Source organism: Micromonospora sp. A200, from assembly GCF_029893845.1.
GTDB classification, from domain to species: Bacteria; Actinomycetota; Actinomycetes; order Mycobacteriales; family Micromonosporaceae; genus Micromonospora; species Micromonospora purpureochromogenes.
Genome location: NZ_JARXXY010000003.1, coordinates 222,416 through 244,824, shown reverse-complemented (window position 1 = coordinate 244,824; position 22,409 = coordinate 222,416). Strand labels below are relative to the sequence as shown.

At 72.4% G+C, this 22,409-nt stretch carries 21 protein-coding genes; 5 read left to right on the top strand and 16 right to left on the bottom strand.

Going from position 1 to position 22,409, the window contains the following annotated elements; translation table 11 throughout:
- Positions 1–61 precede the first annotated feature (61 nt).
- The gene (locus tag M2302_RS04785) at positions 62–2,332 is read left to right on the top strand and encodes an excinuclease ABC subunit UvrA (RefSeq protein ID WP_280836825.1); all 2,271 of its coding nucleotides are present in this window, start codon (positions 62–64) and stop codon (positions 2,330–2,332) included.
- 18 nt (positions 2,333–2,350) lie between these two features.
- On the opposite strand, the gene M2302_RS04780 is transcribed toward M2302_RS04785, so the two are convergent.
- The 4 genes from M2302_RS04780 to M2302_RS04765 form a co-directional block, all read right to left on the bottom strand.
- Positions 2,351–2,584, bottom strand: a complete 234-nt coding sequence (locus M2302_RS04780; protein WP_280836759.1) for a hypothetical protein — start codon at positions 2,582–2,584, stop codon at positions 2,351–2,353.
- A 187-nt stretch (positions 2,585–2,771) separates the two neighbouring features.
- Positions 2,772–3,179 carry a protein-tyrosine phosphatase family protein gene (locus tag M2302_RS04775; protein WP_179805169.1) on the bottom strand — a complete coding sequence of 136 codons (408 nt, stop codon included), beginning with the start codon at positions 3,177–3,179 and terminating at the stop codon, positions 2,772–2,774.
- Positions 3,180–3,677: 498 nt separating this feature from the next.
- Complete coding sequence (locus tag M2302_RS04770) at positions 3,678–4,268, bottom strand: hypothetical protein (protein WP_280836758.1); 591 nt, start codon at positions 4,266–4,268, stop codon at positions 3,678–3,680.
- A gap of 478 nt (positions 4,269–4,746) precedes the next feature.
- Positions 4,747–5,055 carry a MazG-like family protein gene (locus M2302_RS04765; protein ID WP_088961804.1) on the bottom strand — a complete coding sequence of 103 codons (309 nt, stop codon included), beginning with the start codon at positions 5,053–5,055 and terminating at the stop codon, positions 4,747–4,749.
- A 116-nt stretch (positions 5,056–5,171) separates the two neighbouring features.
- Here M2302_RS04765 and gdhA point away from each other — a divergent pair, with 116 nt between their 5' ends.
- Complete coding sequence (gdhA, locus tag M2302_RS04760; protein ID WP_280836756.1) at positions 5,172–6,509, top strand: NADP-specific glutamate dehydrogenase; 1,338 nt, start codon at positions 5,172–5,174, stop codon at positions 6,507–6,509.
- Between the two features lie 168 nt (positions 6,510–6,677).
- Positions 6,678–8,048, top strand: a complete 1,371-nt coding sequence (locus tag M2302_RS04755; RefSeq protein ID WP_280836755.1) for a hypothetical protein — start codon at positions 6,678–6,680, stop codon at positions 8,046–8,048.
- 68 nt (positions 8,049–8,116) lie between these two features.
- On the opposite strand, the gene M2302_RS04750 is transcribed toward M2302_RS04755, so the two are convergent.
- A complete protein-coding gene (locus M2302_RS04750) occupies positions 8,117–8,710 on the bottom strand; it encodes a hypothetical protein (RefSeq protein ID WP_280836754.1) in 594 nt (197 codons plus the stop codon).
- Between the two features lie 462 nt (positions 8,711–9,172).
- Positions 9,173–10,159, bottom strand: a complete 987-nt coding sequence (locus M2302_RS04745) for a DUF817 domain-containing protein (RefSeq protein ID WP_348529403.1) — start codon at positions 10,157–10,159, stop codon at positions 9,173–9,175.
- Positions 10,160–10,295: 136 nt separating this feature from the next.
- Between M2302_RS04745 and M2302_RS04740 the strand changes: the two genes are divergently transcribed.
- Positions 10,296–11,090: a GNAT family N-acetyltransferase gene (locus M2302_RS04740; RefSeq protein ID WP_280836753.1), complete on the top strand. Its 795-nt coding sequence runs from the start codon at positions 10,296–10,298 to the stop codon at positions 11,088–11,090.
- Positions 11,091–11,200: 110 nt separating this feature from the next.
- On the opposite strand, the gene M2302_RS04735 is transcribed toward M2302_RS04740, so the two are convergent.
- The 4 genes from M2302_RS04735 to M2302_RS04720 all read right to left on the bottom strand — a co-directional run bounded on the left by M2302_RS04735 (position 11,201) and on the right by M2302_RS04720 (position 16,716).
- On the bottom strand, positions 11,201–11,911 hold the full coding sequence (locus M2302_RS04735) for a hypothetical protein (RefSeq protein ID WP_280836752.1): 711 nt from the start codon (positions 11,909–11,911) through the stop codon (positions 11,201–11,203).
- 12 nt (positions 11,912–11,923) lie between these two features.
- A complete protein-coding gene (locus M2302_RS04730) occupies positions 11,924–13,621 on the bottom strand; it encodes a DUF4012 domain-containing protein (protein ID WP_280836751.1) in 1,698 nt (565 codons plus the stop codon).
- Positions 13,622–13,838: 217 nt separating this feature from the next.
- Complete coding sequence (locus tag M2302_RS04725; protein ID WP_280836824.1) at positions 13,839–15,065, bottom strand: glycosyltransferase family 4 protein; 1,227 nt, start codon at positions 15,063–15,065, stop codon at positions 13,839–13,841.
- 190 nt (positions 15,066–15,255) lie between these two features.
- Positions 15,256–16,716, bottom strand: a complete 1,461-nt coding sequence (locus M2302_RS04720) for a polysaccharide biosynthesis tyrosine autokinase (protein ID WP_280836750.1) — start codon at positions 16,714–16,716, stop codon at positions 15,256–15,258.
- 377 nt (positions 16,717–17,093) lie between these two features.
- Between M2302_RS04720 and M2302_RS04715 the strand changes: the two genes are divergently transcribed.
- Positions 17,094–18,758 carry a polysaccharide biosynthesis protein gene (locus tag M2302_RS04715; RefSeq protein WP_280836749.1) on the top strand — a complete coding sequence of 555 codons (1,665 nt, stop codon included), beginning with the start codon at positions 17,094–17,096 and terminating at the stop codon, positions 18,756–18,758.
- Positions 18,759–18,825: 67 nt separating this feature from the next.
- On the opposite strand, the gene M2302_RS04710 is transcribed toward M2302_RS04715, so the two are convergent.
- The 6 genes from M2302_RS04710 to egtC all read right to left on the bottom strand — a co-directional run bounded on the left by M2302_RS04710 (position 18,826) and on the right by egtC (position 22,393).
- Entirely contained in the window at positions 18,826–19,026 is a 201-nt protein-coding gene (locus tag M2302_RS04710; RefSeq protein WP_154936558.1) for a hypothetical protein, read from the bottom strand.
- Between the two features lie 15 nt (positions 19,027–19,041).
- Positions 19,042–19,356, bottom strand: coding sequence for a hypothetical protein (locus tag M2302_RS04705; protein WP_280836748.1), 315 nt, complete (start codon positions 19,354–19,356; stop codon positions 19,042–19,044).
- Positions 19,353–19,727 carry a DUF1622 domain-containing protein gene (locus tag M2302_RS04700; protein WP_280836747.1) on the bottom strand — a complete coding sequence of 125 codons (375 nt, stop codon included), beginning with the start codon at positions 19,725–19,727 and terminating at the stop codon, positions 19,353–19,355. Before M2302_RS04700 ends, M2302_RS04705 begins: the two co-directional genes overlap by 4 nt.
- A 38-nt stretch (positions 19,728–19,765) precedes the next feature.
- The gene (locus tag M2302_RS04695) at positions 19,766–20,350 is read right to left on the bottom strand and encodes a TMEM165/GDT1 family protein (protein ID WP_154936556.1); all 585 of its coding nucleotides are present in this window, start codon (positions 20,348–20,350) and stop codon (positions 19,766–19,768) included.
- A gap of 271 nt (positions 20,351–20,621) precedes the next feature.
- Positions 20,622–21,587: an L-histidine N(alpha)-methyltransferase gene (gene egtD, locus M2302_RS04690; protein ID WP_280836746.1), complete on the bottom strand. Its 966-nt coding sequence runs from the start codon at positions 21,585–21,587 to the stop codon at positions 20,622–20,624.
- Positions 21,588–21,646: 59 nt separating this feature from the next.
- Positions 21,647–22,393 carry an ergothioneine biosynthesis protein EgtC gene (egtC, locus tag M2302_RS04685; RefSeq protein WP_280836745.1) on the bottom strand — a complete coding sequence of 249 codons (747 nt, stop codon included), beginning with the start codon at positions 22,391–22,393 and terminating at the stop codon, positions 21,647–21,649.
- Positions 22,394–22,409 lie beyond the last annotated feature (16 nt).

Genomic DNA, 22,409 nt, shown 5'->3' with positions numbered 1-22,409 from the left:
GCGCTGCTCGGCGGTTTGGCCCCAGAGTTTACATAGGAACATCAATGAGATGATCGAACCCATGGAGCAGCCAGCGCGGAACGCCGCCGACAGCCACGACGTCATCGAGGTACGAGGTGCCCGGGAGAACAACCTCACCGGGGTCTCGGTCGACATCCCCAAGCGCCGACTCACCGTCTTCACCGGGGTCTCCGGATCCGGGAAGTCGTCCCTGGTCTTCGGCACCATCGCCGCCGAGTCGCAACGCCTGATCAACGAGACGTACAGCGCCTTCCTGCAGACCTTCATGCCGAGCCTGAGCCGGCCGGACGTGGACGCGCTGCGCAACCTGAGCGCGGCGATCGTCGTCGACCAGGAGCGGATGGGCGCCAACTCCCGCTCGACGGTCGGCACGGCGACCGACGCGTACGCGATGCTGCGGATCGTGTTCAGCCGGCTCGGGCAGCCGCACGTCGGGCCGGCCGGCGCGTTCAGCTTCAACCTCCCCGAGGGGATGTGCCCGACCTGCGAGGGGCTGGGCCGGGTCGCCGACCTCGACGTGCACGCGATGGTCGACGTGGAGCGGTCGCTCAACGACGGGGCGATCCTGGTGCCGAACTTCGCCGTCGACTCCTGGTACTGGCAGACCATCGTCGGCTCCGGCCTGTTCGACCCCGACGCCAAGCTGCAGGACTACAACCCGCAGCAGTGGCAGGACTTCCTGCACAAGCCGGCCACGAAGATCAAGGTGGGCAGCAACAACTGGACGTACGAGGGGCTGGCGGTGAAGGTGCGCCGGATCTACCTGACCAAGGACCGCGAGTCGATGCAGCCGCACATCCGGGCGTTCGTGGACTGGGCGGTCACCTTCACCACCTGCGCCGACTGCGGCGGCGCCCGGCTCAACCCGGCGGCGCTCTCCGCGCGGATCGCCGGACGCAACATCGCCGAATGCTCCGCCATGCAGATCAGCGACCTGGCGGAGTTCATCCGCGCCGTGGACGACCCGTCGGTGGCTCCGCTGGTGGCCACCCTGCGCGAGACGCTGGACTCGCTGGTGGAGATCGGCCTCGGCTACCTCAGCCTCGACCGGGAGTCGGCGACCCTCTCCGGGGGCGAGGCGCAGCGGGTGAAGATGGTCCGGCACCTGGGCTCCAGCCTCTCCGACGTGACGTACGTCTTCGACGAGCCGACCGTCGGGCTGCACCCGCACGACATCGCCCGGATGAACGACCTGCTGCTGCGCCTGCGCGACAAGGGCAACACGGTGCTGGTCGTGGAGCACAAGCCGGAGACCATCGCGATCGCCGACCACGTCGTCGACCTCGGGCCCGGCGCCGGGGCGGCCGGGGGCCGCATCTGCTACACCGGCGACGTCGCCGGCCTGCGCCGCTCCGACACCCTCACCGGGCGCCACCTCGACCACCGGGTCACCCTGCGCGACCCGGTACGCCGTCCGACCGGGCAGCTGCCGATCCGCGGCGCCGACCTGCACAACCTGCGCGACGTCGACGTCGACATCCCGCTCGGGGTGCTCACCGTGGTCACCGGGGTCGCCGGCTCGGGCAAGACCTCCCTGATCCACGGCTCGCTGCCGCGCCGCAGCGGGGTGGTCGTGGTGGACCAGTCCCCCCTCCGGGGTTCCCGACGCAGCAACCCGGCCACCTACACCGGTCTGCTCGACCCGGTCCGCACCGCCTTCGCCAAGGCCAACGGGGTCAAGGCGGCCCTGTTCAGCGCCAACTCCGAGGGCGCCTGCCCGACCTGCAAGGGCATCGGGCTGGTCTACACCGACCTGGCGATGATGGCCGGCGTCGCCTCGGTGTGCGAGAGCTGCGAGGGGCGCCGCTACACCGACGAGGTGCTGACGTACACGCTGCGCGGGAAGAACATCAGCGACGTCCTCGCCATGTCGGTCACCGAGGCCCGGGAGTTCTTCCCCGGCGGCCAGGCCCGCGCCGTGCTGGACCGGCTGGCCGACGTGGGCCTGGGCTACCTCAGCCTGGGTCAACCGCTGACCACCCTCTCCGGGGGCGAGCGGCAGCGGTTGAAGCTGGCCATCCGCATGGCGGAGAAGTCGAGCACGTACGTGCTGGACGAGCCCACCACCGGCCTGCACCTGGCCGACGTCGACCAGTTGCTGGCCCTGCTGGACCGGCTCGTCGACGACGGCAACACGGTGATCGTCATCGAGCACCACCAGGCGGTCATGGCGCACGCCGACTGGATCATCGACCTCGGCCCCGGGGCCGGGCACGACGGCGGCCGGATCGTGTTCACCGGCACCCCCGCCGAGCTGGTCGCGCAGGGCGACACCCTCACCGCTCGCCACCTGCGCGAGTACGTCGGGTAGCGCCGCGGCCGGACCGGCTCAGCCCGTGGTCACCGGTTCCTCGGCGCCGGTCCGGTCCCGCCACCACTGCACGACCAGCACCACCGGGCCGACCATCAGCATGGACAGCGCGGCGGTCACCAGGAAGACGTCCAGGAAGAGCGTCGCCAACACGCTGAGCACCGCCAGCGAGAGGGTGACCCGTCCGAGGTGGCCGGGGGTGGGCAGCGGGCGGCGGTGCGTACCCCGGTAGTGGGGGCCGGCTGCGGCCATGGTGGTACCTGCCTTGCGTGGAGAGCGACCAGGGACGGCGACCGTGGCCCGCCGCCGGCCCTGGTGCCGCGCCGACCGGTGGCGCGGCTGATCATCGTGGCCCGGTTGTACCCGCCCTGAGCTGCGGGAACCGCCGAGGTAACCAGTACCACAGCCGGTGCACCGCCCGCCGGGTCACGCGCTGACGTCATCCCAGCCGGCGCAGCCAGCGCCGCTGCCAGGGGGTCTCCACCGCCCGCGGGTGGTACCGCTCGCGCACCCAGCCCACCGCCCGGTCCGGCGGGAGGCCGTCCAGGATCGCCAGGGCGGCCAGCGCCGTCCCGGTCCGGCCGACACCGCCCCGGCACGCCACCTCGACCCGCGCGCCGTCGTGCGCCCGGCGCAGGGCCTCGGCAAGCGCGTCGAGGGCGTCGGCGCGGTCGAGCGGCAACCAGAAGTCGGGCCACCGGATCCGGCGGTGCGGCCAGGCCGGTGCCGGGCCCGGGGCCAGGAGCAGGGCGAAGTCGGCGGGCGAGGCGGGATCGCCGACGCGGCGACCGCGCACGGTCGCGCCGCTGGGCAGTACGACCACCCCGGTCGTCTCGGACCAGTCCACCCGGGTGATTCTGCCGCCCGAAACAGCGCCGCCCCCGGCCCTGGTGGGTCGGGGGCGGCGCTGGGGTGTCGGTGTGCAGGTCGCCTCTCGGCGAGTGGCACGACGCGGCTCCAGCCGAACGGTATTCCGCGAAGGCAATTTAGGTGAGGCCCGGGGACACTGGACACACCGACACCTGACTCAACAGGCTACCCGCTCCGGGTCTTCCACCTGGCTTCGTGACGCCCACCACTGCTATGGCTTCTGGCTCGTCGGTGGTGTGGCCCGCCGCTTGCGGCTTGTCGGTGCCGCGCGGCCCTCTCACCCCCCACACACCCATGACCGTCGCACCGTTGCCCACCGCGCCGCGCCTGGGCGATCGTGGACATTTGTTGTCGCCAGAGCGACAACAAATGTCCACGAACCGCTTCGGGCGGCCTGCGCGGGAGACGCCGCTGGCCGGCACCTCGGGTTCGGGGTGCCGGCCAGCGTTCGCGTGCGAGCTGTCGTTCAGGTGGCTCAGTTGTTCCAGTGCTTGGCGACCAGGTCGGCGGCCTGCTGCTCCCACTGGGCGTAGTGGTCCGGGTAGGCCGAGACCTGCACGGTCTGCGCGGCCTCGGTCAGCGGCATGTCCTGCCAACCGTCGACCTGCTTCAGACCCTTCAGGAACGCCATCGTGCTGTACTCCGGGTCGGTGATCTGCTCAACCGTGCCCCAACCGCTGGACGGACGCTGCTGGAACAGGCCCTGCGAGTCGTGGTCGTTACGGTCACCCAGGTGACCCAGGTTCTCCAGCTTCGACTCCTGCAGCGCGGTCGCGATCGAGACCACGGCGGCCCGCTCGTCCATGCCCGACTTCTTCGTCGCGGCGATGATCGCCTTCACATTCTTCGTCTGCTCGCTGTCCAGCGTGATGTGCGACTGCTTGCCCTGCACGCCGTGCGGGATCAGCTTGCTCTTGTCCACACCGGGCTTGTCGGCCTGCACCACGGCAACGGCCTTGGCGTCCACCGCGGGGTGGGCTTCGGTGACGGGGCCGGCGAAGACGCCACCGGCGAAAGCCAGACCAGCGATACCCAGAACGCTCTTGCGCAGAATGGTGGTGTTCATCAGAGTGGCTCCATTCGGGGGTTGGCGACGTGTCCAAGGGGGGTCGGACACGCGCAAGCACCACGACGGCGCTCAAAGATCAGGGGAAAGTCTTCGCCCGGCAGGCTTCGCGAGCGGGGGGCTCACGGCGCCGGGTCCATGTGTAACGACCGCCGGCCCACCATCATTCCGGGGCCCATCCCCGGGCCGGCCACGCGTTCGGGCCAGGCCAGCGGGGTGCTGCTGCGATCGTCCAGGTGATGTAACGACCCCGGCCCGGCCACCATTCCACCGCCAGAGTGCCGCCGGTCACGGGACGACCCGCCACTGGCTGGCCCAGACCCGGACATCCGGGCACGCCCAGCGGACCCGGTAACCGGATATCCGGCACGCCAAAGCCGATCCGGAGCGCCTTATCCGCCCACGCTGATCCCGGCCGAAACCGGACATCTCGACACGGCGAGCGGCCGGGCGGCGCGGGCCGTGCGGGGCGGGCGGGTCAGGAGGTGCGGGCGCGGACCTTGGCCGCGCACTCGGCGACCACCGACCGGGCGTCGAGCCCGAGGCTCTCGATGGCGACCAGCGCGGTGAAGACCACGTCGGCGAGTTCGGCGGCGACGTCCTCGCGGGTGTGGGTGACCCCCTTGCGCGGGTTCTGCCCGAGCACGCCGATCCAGGCGCCGGCCGCCTCGCCGGCCTCCTCGGTGAGCTTGAGGATGCGGCAGGTCAACTCCGCCTGCCCGGTGCCGTTGGCGGCGTCCAGCCAGCCCCGCGAGGCCCGTACGGCGTTCCAGATCGACTCGTCCATCGGATCAGTGAACCGGACAGGGGTGACGATCCGTATCCGGGGACGGTCGGCGGGATGACGCCGGCCCGGTGGTGGCGACGAGGCCGCCAGCTGGACCGGAAGGGACGTGCGGTGTGATGCCGGAGGCCGTCGAGTCGGTGTTCGCCAGTGTGGTCAGCCGGAACCCGGGCGAACCGGAGTTCCACCAGGCGGTACGGGAGGTGCTGGAGAGCATCGGCCCTGCCCTGGCCCGTCACCCCGAGTACGCGCGGGCGCGGATCATCGAGCGGATCTGCGAGCCGGAGCGGCAGGTCATCTTCCGGGTGCCGTGGGAGGACGACCACGGCCGGGTCCGGGTCAACCGGGGATTCCGGGTGGAGTTCAACAGCGCGCTCGGCCCGTTCAAGGGTGGCCTGCGCTTCCACCCGTCGGTCTACCTGGGAATCGTCAAGTTCCTCGGCTTCGAGCAGATCTTCAAGAACGCGCTGACCGGCCTGCCGATCGGCGGCGGCAAGGGTGGGGCGGACTTCGACCCGAAGGGCCGCTCGGACCGCGAGGTGATGCGCTTCTGTCAGAGCTTCATGACGGAGCTGTACCGGCACATCGGTGAGCAGACCGACGTGCCCGCCGGGGACATCGGGGTGGGCAGCCGGGAGATCGGCTACCTGTTCGGGCAGTACAAGCGGATCACCAACCGGTACGAGTCGGGGGTGCTCACCGGCAAGGGCCTGTCGTACGGGGGTGCGCAGGTACGCACCGAGGCGACCGGGTACGGCGCGGTGTTCTTCGCCGAGGAGATGCTCGCGCAGACCGGGGACAGCCTGGACGGCAAGCGGGTGGTCGTCTCCGGATCGGGCAACGTGGCGACGTACGCGATCGAGAAGGTGCACCAGCTCGGCGGGACGGTGGTGGCCTGCTCCGACTCGGACGGTTACGTGCTGGACGAGAAGGGCATCGACCTGGAGTTGCTGCGGGAGCTGAAGGAGCAGCGCCGGGTCCGGCTGGACGACTACGTGCGGCACCTGCCGCACGCGGTGGCGGTCTCCGGCCGTACCGTCTGGGAGGTGCCCTGCGACCTGGCCCTGCCCTGCGCGACGCAGAACGAGATCGGCGGCGCGGAGGCCGCGGCGCTGGTCGCCGGCGGCTGCGTGGCGGTGGTCGAGGGGGCGAACATGCCGACCACCCCGGAGGCGGTGCGCATCCTCGGCCGGGCCGGGGTGCGGTTCGCCCCGGGCAAGGCGGCCAACGCCGGCGGCGTGGCGGTGAGCGCGCTGGAGATGCAGCAGAACGCCAGCCGGGACTCGTGGACGTTCGCCCAGTCGGAGCAGCGGTTGCGGGAGACCATGCGGGACATCCACGCCCGCTGCTGGGCCACCGCCGAGGAGTACGGCCTGCCGGGCGACTACGTGGCCGGCGCCAACATGAACGGCTTCCGCCGGGTCGCCGAGGCGATGCTCGCGCACGGCCTGGTCTGAGCCGATCCCCCTGACCGGGCGGTCAGTCGGTATCGGCTGACCGTTCGGTCAGGAGGGCATTGACAGCGTTCGACGGCGGGGCCTAGCTTCAGGACGCTACCGGCCGGTAGGCACCGTCCCGCCTGGCCGCCCGCACACTGGGGCGGCACCGTCCCCGGGGGAGCATCGATGCTGTCCTCATCCACCCGACTCGTCCGCCGCCTGCTCGCCGCCGGCGCCACCCTCGCCCTGACCGTCGGGCTCGCCGGCGCGGCGCCCGCCGCCGCCGCCGACCGTGACGGCGACGACTCCCAGCCACTGCCCGGCTACACCATCAGCAACCCGCCGCTCGCGCCGCTCGACGTGCGGGGCACCCCGTCGACCGTCCGGCAGGGCGTGCACCGGCACGCCGGCTACATCATCGAGATCCCGCCGACGTGGAACGGCGAGCTGGTCATGTGGGCGCACGGCTACCGGGGCCAGACCACCGTGCTCTCCCCGGAGACCCCCAACTACGGCCTGCGGCAACGCCTGCTGGACCAGGGGTACGCCTGGGCGGCGTCGTCGTACTCCACCAACGGCTTCGACATCCGCTCCGGGGTGGTCAGCACCCGGGAGCTGGCCGACCTCTTCGCCGGCACCGTGCGGCGGCCACACCGGACGTACCTGACCGGGGTGTCGATGGGCGGCTACATCATCGGCCGCTCGCTGGAGCAGTACCCCGGCTACTACGACGGGGCGCTGCCGATGTGCGGCGTCCTGGGCGACCACCAGTTGCTCGACTTCTTCCTCGACTACAACCTGGTCGCGCAGGCCCTCGCCGGGGTGCCCGCCTACCCCACGCCGCCGGACTACCTGACCAACGCGGTGCCGCGGATCCAGGTGGCGCTCGGCCTCGCCGGGCTCACCCCGACCGGGCCGGACACCACCAACGAGCGCGGCAAGCAGTTCCGGGAGATCGTCATCAACCGTTCCGGCGGCCCGCGTCCGGGCGCGGACCGGGCCTTCGCGGTCTGGAAGGACTTCCTCTTCGGGATCAGCACCACCAACGGCGGCGACTCCCCCGCCCAGCGACCGGGGCAGCTCGCCACCAACCTGCTCACCCGCTACACCCCGAACACGCCGGTGAACGTCGACGCCGCGGTCCAGCGGGTCGCGCCGGAGAACGTCCGGCAGCGGCTCTCCCCCACGCTGACCGAGGTGCCGCGGATCGCCGGGCGGCCCACCGCCCCGGTACTCAGCCTGCACGACCTGGGCGACCTGTTCGTGCCGTTCTCGATGGAGCAGGCGTACGCCCGCGACGCGGCGTGGCACGGCCGCAGCCGGCTGGTCGTGCAGCGGGCCATCCGGGCCAGCCAGCACTGCGAGTTCACCCCGGCCGAGGCCGGCGCCGCCTGGGACGACCTGGTGTCCTGGGTACGCACCGGCGCCCGCCCCGGCGGTGACGCGGTCACCGACCCGAAGGCGGTCGCAGCGGCGGACTTCGGCTGCCGGTTCAGCGACCCGGCCGCGTACGCCACCGGCGTGGGCACCCGTCGGCTCTACTCCGCGTGCCCCTGACCGGACCCGGACACGCCGCTGGCCGGCACCCCGCTCGGGGGTGCCGGCCAGCGTGTCGTTCACGTGGTTCAGCTGTTCCAGTGCTCGGCGACCAGGTCAGCAGCCTGCCGCTCCCACTGCGCGTAGTGGAACGGGTAGGCCGAGACCTGCACGGTCTGCGCGGCCTTGGTCAGCGGCATGTCCTGCCAACCGTCGACCTGCTTCAGACCCTTCAGGAACGCCATCGTGCTGTACTCCGGGTCGGTGATCTGCTCAACCGTGCCCCAACCCGACGACGGACGCTGCTGGAACAGGCCCTGCGAGTCGTGGTCGTTGCGCTCACCCAGGTGACCCAGGTTCTCCAGCTTCGACTCCTGCAGCGACGTGGCGATCGCGACCACGGCGGCCCGCTCGTCCATGCCCGACTTCTTCGTCGCGGCGATGATCGCCTTGACGTTGTCGGTCTGCTCGTCGCCCAGGTCGATGCGGGACTGCTCGCCCTGCACGCCGTGCGGGATCAGCTTGCTCTTGTCCACGGCCGGCTTGTCCGCCCGCACCGCCACGGCGGCGGCCCGGGTGTCGACCGTGTCGGTGGTGCCGTGGTTCAGCGGACCGGCGGCGAGACCACCGGCGACAGCCAGACCAGCGATACCGAGAACGCTCTTACGCATCATCGTGTTCATGGAGTAGCTCCTTCGGGGGTTGGCGCCACGACTCGACGGGGGGTCGAGCACGGGCACAAGCACCACGACAGGGCGCTCAAAAGATCACAAGGGGGAAAGTCTCTGCCCGGCAGGTCATCGCGAGCGGGGGGCTCGTGGCGCCGGGACCATGTGTAACGACCGGCGGCCCGCCATCATTCCGGGCCCCCGCATCCCGCGTCGGCCACATCATCGGGCCCGGCCAGCGGGGGTTGCTGCTGCGGTCGTACGGAGGATGTAACGACGCCGGCCCCGCCACCATTCCGTCGCCGGGGTGCCGCCGGTCACGGGACACCGCGCACGGTCACCCCTGATACCGGACATCGCCCGCGAGCGGATCCGGACAGGCCGCACCTGACCGGACATCAGGGCCCGCGACGACCGCGGTCGCAGGCGACGCCCACCCGTCCCGAACGCGCCCGGTGAGGGACAGGCGGCAGTGGTTTACCGCTCGTGCCGCCCGTGACCGCCCAGGCCCGTGGCTAGGTTCTGCGAACCGCCCGTCGTCGGGGATACCGGGGGAAGCTCGCCCACGTCGGCGCCCACCGCTGCGGCCGGCGCTCGGTCGTCGGGCGGCTGCGGCGGCGAGATCCAGGTGACCAGCACCACCGAGATGATCATGAGGAGGAACCACGACGCGAGCTTCGTCGCCGAGACCGGGTGCCAACCGCCCAACTGGCTGGGATACAGCCAGGCATGCGACCAGGTGGCGATGTTCTCCGCGAGCCAGATGAAGACGGCGACGAGGAGGAAGGCCAGCAGGAGCGGCATGCGCCACCGGAACCGGAAGATGCGGAACTGCATGACACAGCGCCCGAACACCAGCGCGACGACGGCGATGAGCAGCCATCGCACGTCCCGGACGTAGTGGTTGGTGAAGAAGTTGGCATAGATCGCGGCGGCCACGACAGCCGTCACCCAGCGCCTCGGGTAGCGCACGAAACGCAGGTCGAACAGCCGGTTGACCCGGACCATGTAGGAGCCGACCGCGGCATACATGAAGCCGCTGAACAGCGGCACCGAGCCGAGCCGCAGGACGCCGTCGGGCGCGTAGGACCACGAGCCGACGTGCGTCTTGAACAGCTCCATCGCCGTGCCCACGAGGTGGAACAGCACCACCACCCGCAGTTCGCGCAGGGTTTCCAGGCGTCCAGCCACCATCGCGATCTGGATGACGACCGCGGCGAGGGTCAGGACGTCGTTGCGGGCGAACGGCGCGTCCTGCGGGTACCACAAATGCGCCGCGAAGATGACCGCCAGCATCGCCCCACCGAACACGCACGCCCAGGCCTGCTTGAGCCCGAAGACCGCGAACTCGGTCAGCCAGCCGGCCGGTCCGCGCCGGGGCAGCCGGTCCAATATCGCGCGGAAGCGGGCATCGATCGCGCGCTCGGCCGTGGTCAGGGTGGCCGGTCCGGAAGGGGTACGCATCGCCGCGACGCTATCGTGCCGGCGCAGCTCAGCCGGCACCGGCGGGGTGCGGCGGAGGAATCACATCGGGCATGGTCGGCCAGAGTCACGGGGAACCCGGTGGAGCAGGCGCCCGTCCCGCCACTACGGTGCGGGGATGCCGCTGCACCCCGCACCCGAAGCATCCACCGGACACCTGCTGAGCACCGACGACGGCACGCCGCTGGCCCGGCTGCGGCTGCGCGACGAGGACGGTGAAAGCGTGGCCGGGGAGGTGACACCGCTGCCGGGGGCGGACGTGCGGGTGCTCGCCGCCCAGGCGCGCCGGGACCTCGCCGGCGCGCGGCTGGAGACGCCGGACGACGCCCTGGCCGGCGTGCTGGTCGCCGGGGGTCTGAAGCTGCGCCGGGCCGCCACGGACATGCGGCACGAGCTGACCGACGTACCGGAGCCGCTGCCGCTGCCCGCCGGTTGGTCCTGGGCACCCGCGGGGTGGGACGACGACCTGGCCGAGGGTCTGGCGGCGGCGTACGGGCCGGACCACCCGGACGGGCGGTGGCAACCGAGCGACACCGCCGAGGTGCGCGGGATGTTCGAGCGGGCCGATCCCGTCCCACCGCTGCTGCCGGCCTCGGCCCGGGTGGTCGGTCCGGACGGGCGCAGCGCCGGTCACGTCCTCGCCGCCGGACCGGTGCCGTGGACCGAGGACGTCTGCGCCTGGATCCTCAACCTGGGGGTGGCGCCGGCGGCGCAGCGGCGGGGGCTGGGGCGGGCGCTGCTCGGCCACGCGTTGCGCGGGGCGCGTGCGGCCGGGCTGCCCCGGGTGGGGCTGTCGGTGGCCGACGGCAATCCGGCCCGCCGGATGTACGACGAGGCCGGCTTCCGCCCGGTGGCCCGGGTGCTCACGGTGCCACTGCCGGGCGACGACGGGGCGCCGGACGCCCGGCCCTGACCGGGCGCACCGGCCTGCGCCCGTGCGCGCCGGAACACGTGCGGGCGCCCGCCGGATTCCTCCGACGGGCGCCCGTCCTCACTGTTCCGGGCCCTGCCCGGCGTGCGGGATCAGCGTGGCGACCCCATGCCGAAGCGGTTGCGCCGGCGCCACACCAGGCTGCCCAGCATCAGGACCGCCCCCGCGCCGACGAGACCGCCGCCGACCTTCAGCGGGGTGCCCATGCTGTCACCGGTGACGGGGAGCTGCTTCCCGTCGTGCTTCCCGTCGTCCTTCCCGTCGTGCTTCCCGTCGTGCTTCCCGTCGTCCTTCCCGTCGTGCTTCCCGTCGTCCTTCCCGTCGTGCTTCCCGTCGTGCTTCTTCTTCGGCAGCACGGTGACGGTCGCGCTGGCCGTCCGGCCGGACTCCCGGCCGGTCGCGGTGAAGGTGTAGCGACCGGGTTCGGTCGGCCGGTAGGTCACCGTGCACCGGCCCGCCGCGTTGGTCTCCGCGGTGAAGTGCCACGGAGCCGGCTGCGGGAACGCCACCGCGGCCATCGCGACGGTGCTGCCGTCGCTGCGCCGGGCCGGCGCCTGACCGGGCACCGCGGCGGCGAGGGGCGCCACGCTGACGTCGAAATCGACCGTCTCGTTGGGTCCGAAGCCGGTGCAGGTGAGCACAATGGGCTGGCCGACCTTGACCGTGGTCCGGTTCGCCGTCAGGGCCGGCGGCTGAGGCGGGTAGTCTGGGGCCGGCTGCGGCGCCGCCGCCCCCGCCGCCGTCGGCGCCAACACGACGGCCGCGCCGGCCGTGAGCGCCATGATGATGCGGGATAGCCGCATGGTGGTCTCCTCCTACTGGTTGCAGCTTGGTGCGGATACAACTTGGGTGGTCCATGGGGTGGCTGTGGGGGTGAGCCAGAGCTCAGGCGTACCGGCGGTGTTCCTGCCGGTCAGCAGGTCGACGTCGAGCGTCCGGGTGGCCCCGGGCGCGACCTCGACGTTGGCGACGCCCACCTGCCGGCGCCGCTCGGTGCCGCTGCCGAGGGCGCTGTCCGCCCCGTCGAGCCGCGCGCCGATCACTGCGCCGCCGGCGGGGCTGAAGACGTACACCAACGTGCGGATGGTGTACGGGTCGCCGGCCTTCCCGCCGCCGAGCACCGACTTGTTCAGGCCGGACGTCGGCGCCGAGGAACGCAGGCTGAACCGCAGGCGCAGCTGACGGCGTCCCTCGCCCTGGCACTCACCGACGGTCAGTTGCGCCGTCGGCTTCAGGTAGTAGCCGAGCTTCGCGCCGCTGCCGTCGTTGAGGAACACCCCGACGCTGGGCACCGTCTCGTGCTCGGGCAGGATGCCGCTCACCTTGCTTTCGCCGAGGATGCGCTGCTCTCCTGACCGGGCACTCCAGAACAATATCCTTCGTTCCGCTATAGAACGGTCGAAAGCGGACAAAACACCCTTTGGGTTGACTTTCGCGGCGAGGAACGCGTTGAAGACGGCCGCGGCGGCGGCCGCGTAGTAGGCGTCCTGCTCCTTCAGGCCCAAGGTCCGGTAGGTGTCCGAGAGCAGCGTGCGGACGACGGTGTCGGCGGCGAGCTTCGGCCCGCCCGGCACCGCGACCGGGCCGGTCGCGGCCAGCAGGTACGACAGCGCCACCGGATCGACCGCCAACACACCGTCCACGGTGGTGCCGGTACGGAGCCGGACCATTTCCCGGTAGAGCTTCGCCGCGGTCGGGAAGTGCGGGGTCAGGTTGACGTCCGCCGGATAGATCGCGGGCAGGTCGGTGTAGAGCCGGCGCATCTCGGCCGGGAGCGTGGTGACCGGCGGATCGAACCGCCGCAGGTCCACCGCACTGCCCTGGGTCACGATCTCCACCCGGCCGTTGTCGGCGCGGATCACCGCGTACGCCCCGAGCATCCCGCCGGTGGCGCGCAGCTCCGCCGGGTTCTGCGAGACCAGCAGGTAGGTGCGGGGCCCGTCGGCCCCGAGCAGCGCCGGGAGCACCTTCGCCCCCTGGTCGGCCGCTCCGGTCAGACCGGCCAGCCGGTCGATCTCCGCCCGCAGGTCGGTCAGCGCCGTGCGTACCTGTCCGACCAGGTCGGTGGTCGGCACCGCGTCGAGGCGGGTACGGGTCTGGCGCACCGCGGCGTTCACGTCGGCCAACTCGGTCGAGACGGCCCGCAGCCGCGCCACGTCCAGCCGCCCCTCCTTCGGCACCAGGGTGGCGAGGTCGGTACGCACCAGCGTGGGGAACGCGCGCCGGGCGAGGTCGTCGATGGCGACCGCGATCTGGCGTATCGCTCCCAGGTCGTCACCCGCGTACGGCGAGCGCTGCCCCAGCCACCAGCCCGGGTCGCCGGTGGCGTCCCGGGCCGCCCCGGCCTGCTCCTGGAGCGCGGCCAGGGTGCGCTGGGCCCGCGCGGCGTCCCCGCCGACGATCTGGGCGCTCAACTCCCGGGCGAGACCGGCGGCGTTGAGCAGGTGGGCCCGCGCCTGCCAGCCCCGGAAGGCGACCCATCCGGAGCCGGCAAGGAGCAGGGACCCGACCACGAGTCCGACGAGCAGCGCCCGCCGGATGCGTGCCCTGGTCCGTCGCCGCAGGCGCCTGCGGCCGCGACGAGACACACCGCTCTCGGTCACACCGGTCTCCACTCTGAAACGGACACTAATGACGATTCATCCGTTTCTAGCATGAATAACGATGCCTGCCTGCGGCTTTCGCCGCTTTACCGCCCTAGAAAGCGTTCTGCGAGGATCGTCCGACCGCTCAGCGGCTGCGGCGGGCCAGCGCCACCTGGTTGAGCAGGTCCTCGACCCGGTCCACACCCGCCCGCAGCGACATCTCCCGCAGGTACACCTCGCGCCCCCGCCGCCCCATTTCCGAGCGCGCGGCGGCCGGGATGGTCGAGGCGAGCCAGAACCGGTCGGCCAGCGTGGCCCAGTCCTCGGGCGGGCAGGACAACCCGGCCCGGGCCCGCTCCACCAGCTCCGCGGTGTCCCCGCCGGCCGAGGCGATCACCGGCGCGGCGCAGGCCAACGCGGCCTGCAACTTGCCGGGCACCGTGCCGCGCAGCTCGGGCAGGTCGCGGAGCATGACCAGCTGGTAGTCGGCGGCCGCGTACAGCTCGGGCATGTCCACCGGCGACCGGCGCTCCACGAAGCGGACGTTCTCCGCCCGCAGCTCGGCGGCGAGCCCCCGCACCCGCCGCTCCTCCGCGCCCGAACCCACCAGCACCAGGTCTGTCCGGCCGTCCAGCGCCGCCGCCGCGCGCACCGCCGTCTCCAGCCCCTGCCGTACCCCGATCGTGCCGGCGTGCATCACCACGCACCGGCCGTCGCGTCGGACGAATCCCTGCGCGGCGCGGCTGGGTCGGACCGGCTGGAAGATCCGCTCGTCGGTCCAGTTGAGCACCACCCGCACCCGGTCAGGTTCGACGCCGTCGGCGAGCACCAGGTCCCGCATGGACGGCGCGGTGACCGCCAGGGCGTCCGCCTCGCGCAGCACCCGGCGCATCGTGGTGGCGAGCCGTCCCGGCCCGCGTTGCCGCTGCGCGCCGTCGCCGGTCACCTCCTCCTCCGGCCAGAGGTCCTGCACGTGCAGCACGGTCGGCACCCGGCCGAGCATCCGCAGCAGCGCGGCGGTGGCGAACGTCGTCGCGGGCAGCTGGAAGACGTAGAGCACGTCCACGTCGGCCAGGTAGCGGCGCCCGACCATCGCCACGCTGCCGGCGAAAGAGAGGTGACTGGCCATCCGGGCGCCGGTGGAGCCGTCCCCGCCGGCGTAGCGGGGCACCCGTCGTACGGTCAGCCGCTCGCTGCGGGTCAGGTGCCGCCAGCGCTGCCGCCAGCCCGGATAGACGTGCCCGCCGGGATAGTCCGGGAAGCCGGTCAGCACCCGCACCTCGTGCCCCCGGGCGGCCAGTTCCTCGGCGAGGCTGCCCGGGATGAAGGCCGGTTCGGGCGGGAAGTGGTACGACAGGATGCCGACCCTCATCAGCGGGTCCCCCTCGACGGTGAACTCGGCGCGGCGGCCGACCCGCTGCCGGAGCGGGTCGACACGCTGCGGCGCGCCGTGCTGTCGGCCGCCGCCCGCGCCCGGGGACGGCGGCAACCAGCCGCCCCCGGCGCGGACGATCCCGGTGCTCCCAGCGACGGCCGGCCGGCCGTACGACCAGCGGTGGCGCTCATCGGCGCAGCCGGGTGAGTTCCTGCGTGCGATCGGTGACCCCGTCGACCCCGTTCGACTCGCCGTGGCGGGCCACCGGTGCCCGGTCCGCGGGAACCTTGGTCTTGCCGGTGCTGGCGATCCGGTACGCCTCGTACTGGTAGGCGTCGGCCTTGGCCACCTTGGTCATGTTCAGCACGCAACCGAGCAGGCGCACCGAGACCGAGTGCAGCGACCGGGCCGCCGCGGCCACCTGAGTCCGTGAGGTACGCCCCTGCTGGGTGACCAGCAGCGCACCATCGGCCTGCACCGCCACGACCACGCCGTCGGTGACGGCCAGCAGCGGCGCGGTGTCGATGACCACGATGTCCGCCGACTCGCGCAGCGCGAGCAGCAGATCCGCCATCGCCTTGGAGCCGAGCAGCTCGCTCGGGTTCGGCGGGGCGGATCCGCTCGGGAGCACCAGCAGCGACTTCTCGCCCCAGCGCTGCACCACGTCACCGACCTGCACGTCGCCGACCAGCACGTCGGTCAGCCCGACACCGCCGTCGAGGCCCAGGTAGTCGGCGACCTTCGGCCGGCGCAGGTCGGCGTCGACCAGCAGCACCCGCCAGCCCGCCTCGGCCAGCGCAATGGCCAGGTTGCAGGAGAGGGTCGTCTTGCCCTCGCCCTGCAGCGCGCTGGTGACCGCGATGACCCGGGCGGGCTCGTGCACGTCCACGAACCGCAGGTTGGTCCGCAGCTTGCGGACCGCCTCGGCCCGGGCGGAGGTCGCCGCGTCGCCGACGATCAACGGTGCCGCCTTCGCGCCGGCCTCGAACGGGATCTCGCCCAGCAGCGGGCTGCCGGTGACCCGTTGCAGCGCGGCGGCGTCGCGCATCCGGACGTCGAGCAGCCCGCGCAGCACGGCCAGCGCGGCGCCGAGCAGCAGACCGACCAGGCCGCCGACGATCAGGTTGCGGGTGGGTTGCGGCGAGACCGGGCTCGAACTCACCCGGGGACCACTGACCACCTCGATCTTGATGGGAGCGGCCTGCCCCTCGGCCGGCGTCTCGACCTTCTGCACCAGCTCCACGAACTTCGCCGCGAGCGTCTCGGTCACCCTCATCGCCCGGGTCTGATCCGTGTCGGTGACGGTGGCGCGCAGCAGCACGGTGCCGGTCTCGGTGGAGGCGCGGAGGCGGCGCTGCACGTCGTCGGCGGTGAGGCCGACCTGCGTCTCGGCCACCACGCTCTGCGCCAGGCGGTCGCTGCGCAGCAGGTCCGCGTAGGACTTCACCCGTTGCTGGAGGAAGAGCCCGCCCTGGTAGGCGTCGGTGACGCCCTGGCTCGGCGTGGTCACGAAGAAGGTCACGGAGGCCACGTACCGGGGCGGCGTGCGAACGGTGATGAGGGCGGCCGAGCCGACCGCGACCATCAGCGTGACCAGGACGATCCACCAGTATCGGCGGATCAGGCGCAGGCAGGTGCGTACGTCCATCACGCTCTCCGTTCCGCCGGGACAACTAGCCGGTGAAACTGCACGAAATCCCCCAATACTTCCCAAACGGCATGACAGGATCTATTCGCCGCAAGCTTGCCGAGAACGACCAAACGAATGTAAGCCATCGAACATCCCCAGAGACCTGAATCCTCGCAATCAGGCAACAAACGCAGAGGACACCAATGGACGATGCAGCCTCTCCGGCCGGCACGAACATCCCGCGACGTGACTGGGTCACCCGACGTGCGAAGACCCTGTCTCTGCTAACGCTCGACACGGGCGCATGGTGCGGCGGATTTCTGGTCGCCGCCTGGGCCAGGTACGAATTCGGCCTCACGCCCGGGCAGTGCGCCCTCGCGCTGGGTGCCGCCGGCGTGTGTGCGGTCGTCCACGCCGCCATCGAGCAGGTGCGCTCCACCGCCCGCGGCCGCCACCCGATCGGCAGCATCGGCGAGGCCCGTGACCTGGCCCTGACCACCCTCCTCGCCGCCGCCGTGATGCTGGCCGCCCTGGCGACGCTCACCGAACGCCCGGTGCCGGCCAGCGTCCCGGTGACCGGCGGGGCGGTGGCCCTGCTGGTGATGGCCGGCGGGCGGGCCGGCTACCGGTGGCGGCGCGACCGCGACGACCGCCCGGTCCGGGGCGCGGAGCGGGCCCTGATCTACGGCGTCGACGCCGCGAGCGAACGCCTCGTACGGGTGCTGGTCGGCGACCCGGGCGGCAGCTACCTGCCGGTCGGCCTGCTCGACGACGACCGCGAGCGGCAGGGGCTGCGCCTGGAGGGACTCCGGGTGCTGGGCGGCCGCGAGCAGATCGAGCAGGCGGTACGCCGCACCGGGGCCACCACGGTCATCTTCTCCATCGACGGCTCGGACGCCGAACTGATGCGCGACGTACGCCGCCGGACCTTGCAGGCCGGCGCCGCCTTCAAGGTGCTCCCGCCGGTCCGGGAACTGCTCGACCGGCCGGTGCGGGCCACCGACGTCCGGGACCTGCAACTCACCGACCTGCTGGGGCGGGCGCAGCGGGTGGCCGAGCTGATGATCGAGCGCAACGGCCTGGCCGGCCGACGGGTGCTGGTCACCGGGGCGGGCGGTTCGATCGGCTCGGAACTGTGCCGGCAGATCGCCCGCTGCGAGCCGGGCGAACTGATGATGCTGGACCGGGACGAGTCGGCCCTGCACGCCCTGCAGATGTCGCTGCACGGCCGGGCGCTGCTGGACGGGCCGGAGCTCATCCTCGCCGACATCCGCGACGCCGACGGCATCGCCCGGATCGTCGCCGACCGGCAGCCGGACATCGTCTTCCACGCCGCCGCCCTCAAGCACCTGACGCTGCTGCAACGGCACCCGGGGGAGGCGGTCAAGACCAACGTCCACGGCACCCTGAACGTGCTGGAGGCGTGCCGGGACGTGAGCGAGTTCGTCAACATCTCCACCGACAAGGCGGCCAACCCGGTCAGCGTGCTCGGCTACTCGAAGCGGATCACCGAGCGGCTGACCGCCCACTACGCCGAGCAGGTCGGCGGTGCCTTCCTCAGCGTGCGCTTCGGCAACGTGCTCAGCAGCCGCGGTTCGGTGCTGACCGCGTTCCAGGCGCAGGTCGAGGCGGGGTTGCCGATCACGGTGACCCATCCCGAGGTGACCCGCTACTTCATGACCGTGCAGGAGGCGGTGCACCTGGTGCTCCAGGCGGCGACCATCGGGCGCGGCGGGGAGGCGCTGGTGCTCGACATGGGCGAGCCGGTGCGCATCGCCGACGTGGCGCGCCGGCTCGCCGCCGAGGCGGACCGCCCGACGGAGATCGTCTTCACCGGGCTGCGCCCCGGCGAGAAGCTGCACGAGGACCTGTTCGGCGTCGACGAGATCGACAGCCGACCGCTGCACCCGCTCATCTCGCACGTGCGGGTGCCCTCGCTGAGCCCGGAGGACGTCCACGGGCTCGACCCGTACGCCGACGCGGACGAGCTGATCAAGTGGATGGCGGCGTACTGCGAGGACCTGCCGGTGCGGTCCTCCGTGCTGCCCTCACCCCGCTGACGACGACGCCGCGGCGGCGGAGCCCGGTGGGGCTCGCCGCGGCGGCGTCCGGGACGGTACGGCGGGGTCAGCGCCGCTCGCGGGCCCGCTCCCCGTCTTCGCCCTCGGTCTCCTCCAGCGCGTCGGCGAACGGCTCGGTCAGGTCGTCGCCCGGCACGGCGACCGCCTCGGCGCGGTCCTGCTCGTCGATCCGGCCGCCCGGCGGCGGCTCGGGAGCGGTGGCGCCACCGGCGAAGCCGTACTCGTTGGGCTCGTCATGCCTGCTCATGGGGTTATCCTCCCGCTATGTTCGCTTTGCGTCCCTGCCGCTCACGGTAGGCCGTGATCGTCTTACCCGCAGGACGGCGGCGATAGTCGGTGCCGGAGCGGGCGGGCCGGCGGCGATCCCGGCCCAGAGGAGCTGGCGCAGCAGGATGATCGCCGCGGCGGTCGCCAGCGCGGTCCAGCCGCTACCCACGGCGAGCCGGAGCAGGCCGGCGGCGACGAGCAGGTCCAGCAGCACCCGCAGCGCGGTACGCCAGGAACGGACGGTGAGCAGGACGACCGCACCGCTGCCCAGCGCGAGGGCGGTCGCCACGTCGGCGAGGCCCTCCGTCACGTCGCTTTCCCCTGCTCCGTCCCGGCCTCGCCGACCTGCCGCTGTTCCTGGGCGATCTCGCGGCGCAGGAAGAAGTTCAGCGCGGTCCGGATGGTGGCGATGGCCGCCAGCTGCCCGATCTGGTCGAACGTCGGTGACACGGCGGTACGCAGGATGTCCCCGGCGAGCTGGAACTCGAGGCCGAGCGTGAGGAACCGGCCGAGGGAGAGCCGGATCGGGGTGAAGACGGCGGCGCTGCGGTGTCGCAGTCCCTCGACCACGAACCGCAGCGCCGCCCAGAGCGCGCCGACGAAGATCACGGCCGCCCCGGCGATCTCCACCAAGGTGACCGCGACGCGGTCGCCCTCGCGCAGGAACTCGTCCAGGTCCACCCGGGGGCGTTACCCGCCCCCGCCGGCGCTAGGCCGGGTCAGAGCTGGTCGACCGCCTCCAGGATCAGCCAGAGACCGCAGATGGCGAAGAGCACGGCGGCGCCGTACCGGATGGCCTTCTCCGGCAGGTGCCGGCCCAGCATCCGGCCCACCAGGATGGCCAGCGCGTCGGCAGCCACCATGCCCAGCGTCGAGCCGAGCCAGGTGCCGAACCAGCCGTACTTGGTGGCCAGCGTGATGGTGGCGAGCATCGTCTTGTCGCCCAACTCCGCCAGGAAGAACGCGACACCGACCGCGATGACGGCCGACTTGCCGGTCTTCTCCGCCTTGCGCTTCTCCTCCTCGGTGAGCTTGTCGCCGCGCAGCGTCCAGACGCCGAAGCCGAGGAACGCCAGGCCGGCGATCAGCGAGATCCAGCCGGTGGGCAGGGCCGCGTTGAGCCCGTAACCGATGGCCACCGAGGCCAGGTGGACGATCGCGGTGGCGATCGTGATGCCGATCAGCACCGGGACCGGCTTGAAGCGGGTGGCGAAGGTCAACGCCATCAGCTGGGACTTGTCCCCCAGCTCGGCGACGAAGATGACGCCGAAACTGATCACCAGCGCGGCGAGAAAACCGTCCATGAGAACCTTCCCGATCATGCCGGGAGGAGGTACGGGGGCGCCCTCGACCCGGCTGCTACAGCCTGAGTCGAAGGTCTCGCCCGCCCCACCGGGGTGGGGCCGCGTGGCCGGATGCGGAACGCACCAGTGTGTCGACCACGACATTGGGGGCTACTCCCCTTCGCGCCCTCACCCTAACCGATCACGCCGGCCGCCGGCCCGGACGGGTGCCCCAGGTCACCGCGCGCCGGGCCGCCGAGGTCGCCCGGCGGGCCGGCGCGGCGGCCGCCGGTCAGTCGGCCCGGGCCAGGTTCACCCCGAACAGGCCGTCCGGGTCGGTCCAGAACTCGCGTACGGTGAAGCCGGCCGCCGCCAGCTCCCGGGCGATCCCCTCCGGCCGGAACTTCGCCGACACCTCCGTGCGCAGCTCCTCGCCCGCGGCGAAGTCCACCGTCAGGTCCAGTACCCGGACCCGCATGGCCCGCTCGGCCCGCAGCCGCATCTCGATCCACTCCCGGTCGGCGTCCCAGCGCGCCACGTGGGTGAAGGCCGCCGGGTCGAAGTCCGCGCCCAGCTCCCGGTTGACCACCCGCAGCACGTTGCGGTTGAACTCGGCGGTGACCCCGGCCGCGTCGTCGTACGCCGGCACGATCACCGCCGGGTCCTTGACCAGGTCGGTGCCGATCAGCAGCCAGTCGCCCGCCTCCAACGTCGCGCGCATCGCGGACAGGAACGCGGCCCGCTCGGCCGGCAGCAGGTTGCCGATGGTGCCGCCGAGGAAGACCACCAGCCGCCGCCCGCCGGTGGGCAGCCGGTCGAGCTGGCGGGTGAAGTCGCCGACGATGCCGCGGACCCGCAGGCCCGGGTAGTCGGTGGCGATCTGCTCGGTGGACTGGCGCAGCGCGCTGACCGAGACGTCCAGCGGCACGAAGGTGCCGAGCCCGCCCCGGCGGGTGAAGGCGTCCAACAGCAGCCGGGTCTTCTCCGAGGAGCCGGAGCCCAGCTCGATCAGGGTCTTCGCGCCGGTCAGCTCGGCGATGTCGGCGGCCCGCTCGGCCAGCACGGCCCGCTCCGCCCGGGTCGGGTAGTACTCGGGCAGCCGGGTGATCTCCTCGAACAGCTCGCTGCCCCGGGCGTCGTAGAACCACTTCGGTGGCAGCCACTTCTCCTCGGCGGTCAGCCCGGCCCGTACGTCCTCCCGCAGGCTGCGCCCCAGGTCCTGGTCCTCGAGGTAGATCTCCAACGGCTCCGCGCCCATGAGGTGTCCCTTCTCTTTCGGCGAACGTCCCTGTCTCCACCTGCGACACTGCTGCGGCGTCACGCTCCCGGCAGGGCGCGCACGCGCACCGAGGTCGAGGTGGCCACCACCAGGTGCCGGTCCGGCAACGACCGCCAGCCCGGGTCGTCGTCGTGCGGTTCGGAGGCCAGCAGCACCGAGTCCGGCGTCGCGAGGACGGACATCGCGTGCCCCGCCACGGTGGCCACCATCGTCCGGCCGTCGGTGAGCAGCAGGTTCAGCCGCGACCCGGGCGCCGCCTCCGACACCACCGCGACCGCCTCCGCGACCGCCTCCGCCGGGTCGGCGCCGGCCCGCAACCGGTGCCGGACCAGCGCCCAGAGCAGGGCGGAGTCGGTCGGGGCGTCGAGGGTGAGCAGGTCACGGACGGGAAGGGTGTCGGCGAGCGGCACCAGCGCGTCGGGCCAGCCCCGCACGACACCGTTGTGGCTGAACAGCCACCGGCCCTCGGTGAACGGCGCGGCGGCGGACTCCTGCACGGGCATGCCGACGGTGCCGGAGCGGACGGCGGCCAGCACCGCTCCGGCGAGGGTCACCCCGGCCAGCGCCGGCAGCGTCACGTCGCTCCAGATGGGCTGGGCCCGCCGGTAGCGCACCGGGTCGCCCTCGCCGGGGTACCACCCGACGCCGAAGCCGTCGGCGTTGACGGTCCCGCCGCCGCGCATGTCCCGGGGCGCCCAGGACTGCCGGACCAGCGAGTCCGGCGGGTCGTACAGCAGGGCGCGCAGGCTCAGCGGAGGCCCGAGGTAGGCCAGGTGCCGACACATCAGGCGGTGCCGCCGA

What these genes read in the sequence shown, in the direction of transcription:
- M2302_RS04785 (WP_280836825.1), top strand. Translation starts at nt 62, where the DNA reads ATGGAGCAGCCAGCGCGGAACGCCGCCGACAGCCACGACGTCATCGAG.
- M2302_RS04780 (WP_280836759.1), bottom strand. Translation starts at nt 2,584, where the DNA reads ATGGCCGCAGCCGGCCCCCACTACCGGGGTACGCACCGCCGCCCGCTG.
- M2302_RS04770 (WP_280836758.1), bottom strand. Translation starts at nt 4,268, where the DNA reads ATGAACACCACCATTCTGCGCAAGAGCGTTCTGGGTATCGCTGGTCTG.
- M2302_RS04765 (WP_088961804.1), bottom strand. Translation starts at nt 5,055, where the DNA reads ATGGACGAGTCGATCTGGAACGCCGTACGGGCCTCGCGGGGCTGGCTG.
- gdhA (WP_280836756.1), top strand. Translation starts at nt 5,172, where the DNA reads ATGCCGGAGGCCGTCGAGTCGGTGTTCGCCAGTGTGGTCAGCCGGAAC.
- M2302_RS04755 (WP_280836755.1), top strand. Translation starts at nt 6,678, where the DNA reads ATGCTGTCCTCATCCACCCGACTCGTCCGCCGCCTGCTCGCCGCCGGC.
- M2302_RS04750 (WP_280836754.1), bottom strand. Translation starts at nt 8,710, where the DNA reads ATGAACACGATGATGCGTAAGAGCGTTCTCGGTATCGCTGGTCTGGCT.
- M2302_RS04745 (WP_348529403.1), bottom strand. Translation starts at nt 10,159, where the DNA reads ATGCGTACCCCTTCCGGACCGGCCACCCTGACCACGGCCGAGCGCGCG.
- M2302_RS04740 (WP_280836753.1), top strand. Translation starts at nt 10,296, where the DNA reads ATGCCGCTGCACCCCGCACCCGAAGCATCCACCGGACACCTGCTGAGC.
- M2302_RS04735 (WP_280836752.1), bottom strand. Translation starts at nt 11,911, where the DNA reads ATGCGGCTATCCCGCATCATCATGGCGCTCACGGCCGGCGCGGCCGTC.
- M2302_RS04725 (WP_280836824.1), bottom strand. Translation starts at nt 15,065, where the DNA reads ATGAGGGTCGGCATCCTGTCGTACCACTTCCCGCCCGAACCGGCCTTC.
- M2302_RS04720 (WP_280836750.1), bottom strand. Translation starts at nt 16,716, where the DNA reads ATGGACGTACGCACCTGCCTGCGCCTGATCCGCCGATACTGGTGGATC.
- M2302_RS04710 (WP_154936558.1), bottom strand. Translation starts at nt 19,026, where the DNA reads ATGAGCAGGCATGACGAGCCCAACGAGTACGGCTTCGCCGGTGGCGCC.
- M2302_RS04695 (WP_154936556.1), bottom strand. Translation starts at nt 20,350, where the DNA reads ATGGACGGTTTTCTCGCCGCGCTGGTGATCAGTTTCGGCGTCATCTTC.
- egtD (WP_280836746.1), bottom strand. Translation starts at nt 21,587, where the DNA reads ATGGGCGCGGAGCCGTTGGAGATCTACCTCGAGGACCAGGACCTGGGG.
- egtC (WP_280836745.1), bottom strand. Translation starts at nt 22,393, where the DNA reads ATGTGTCGGCACCTGGCCTACCTCGGGCCTCCGCTGAGCCTGCGCGCC.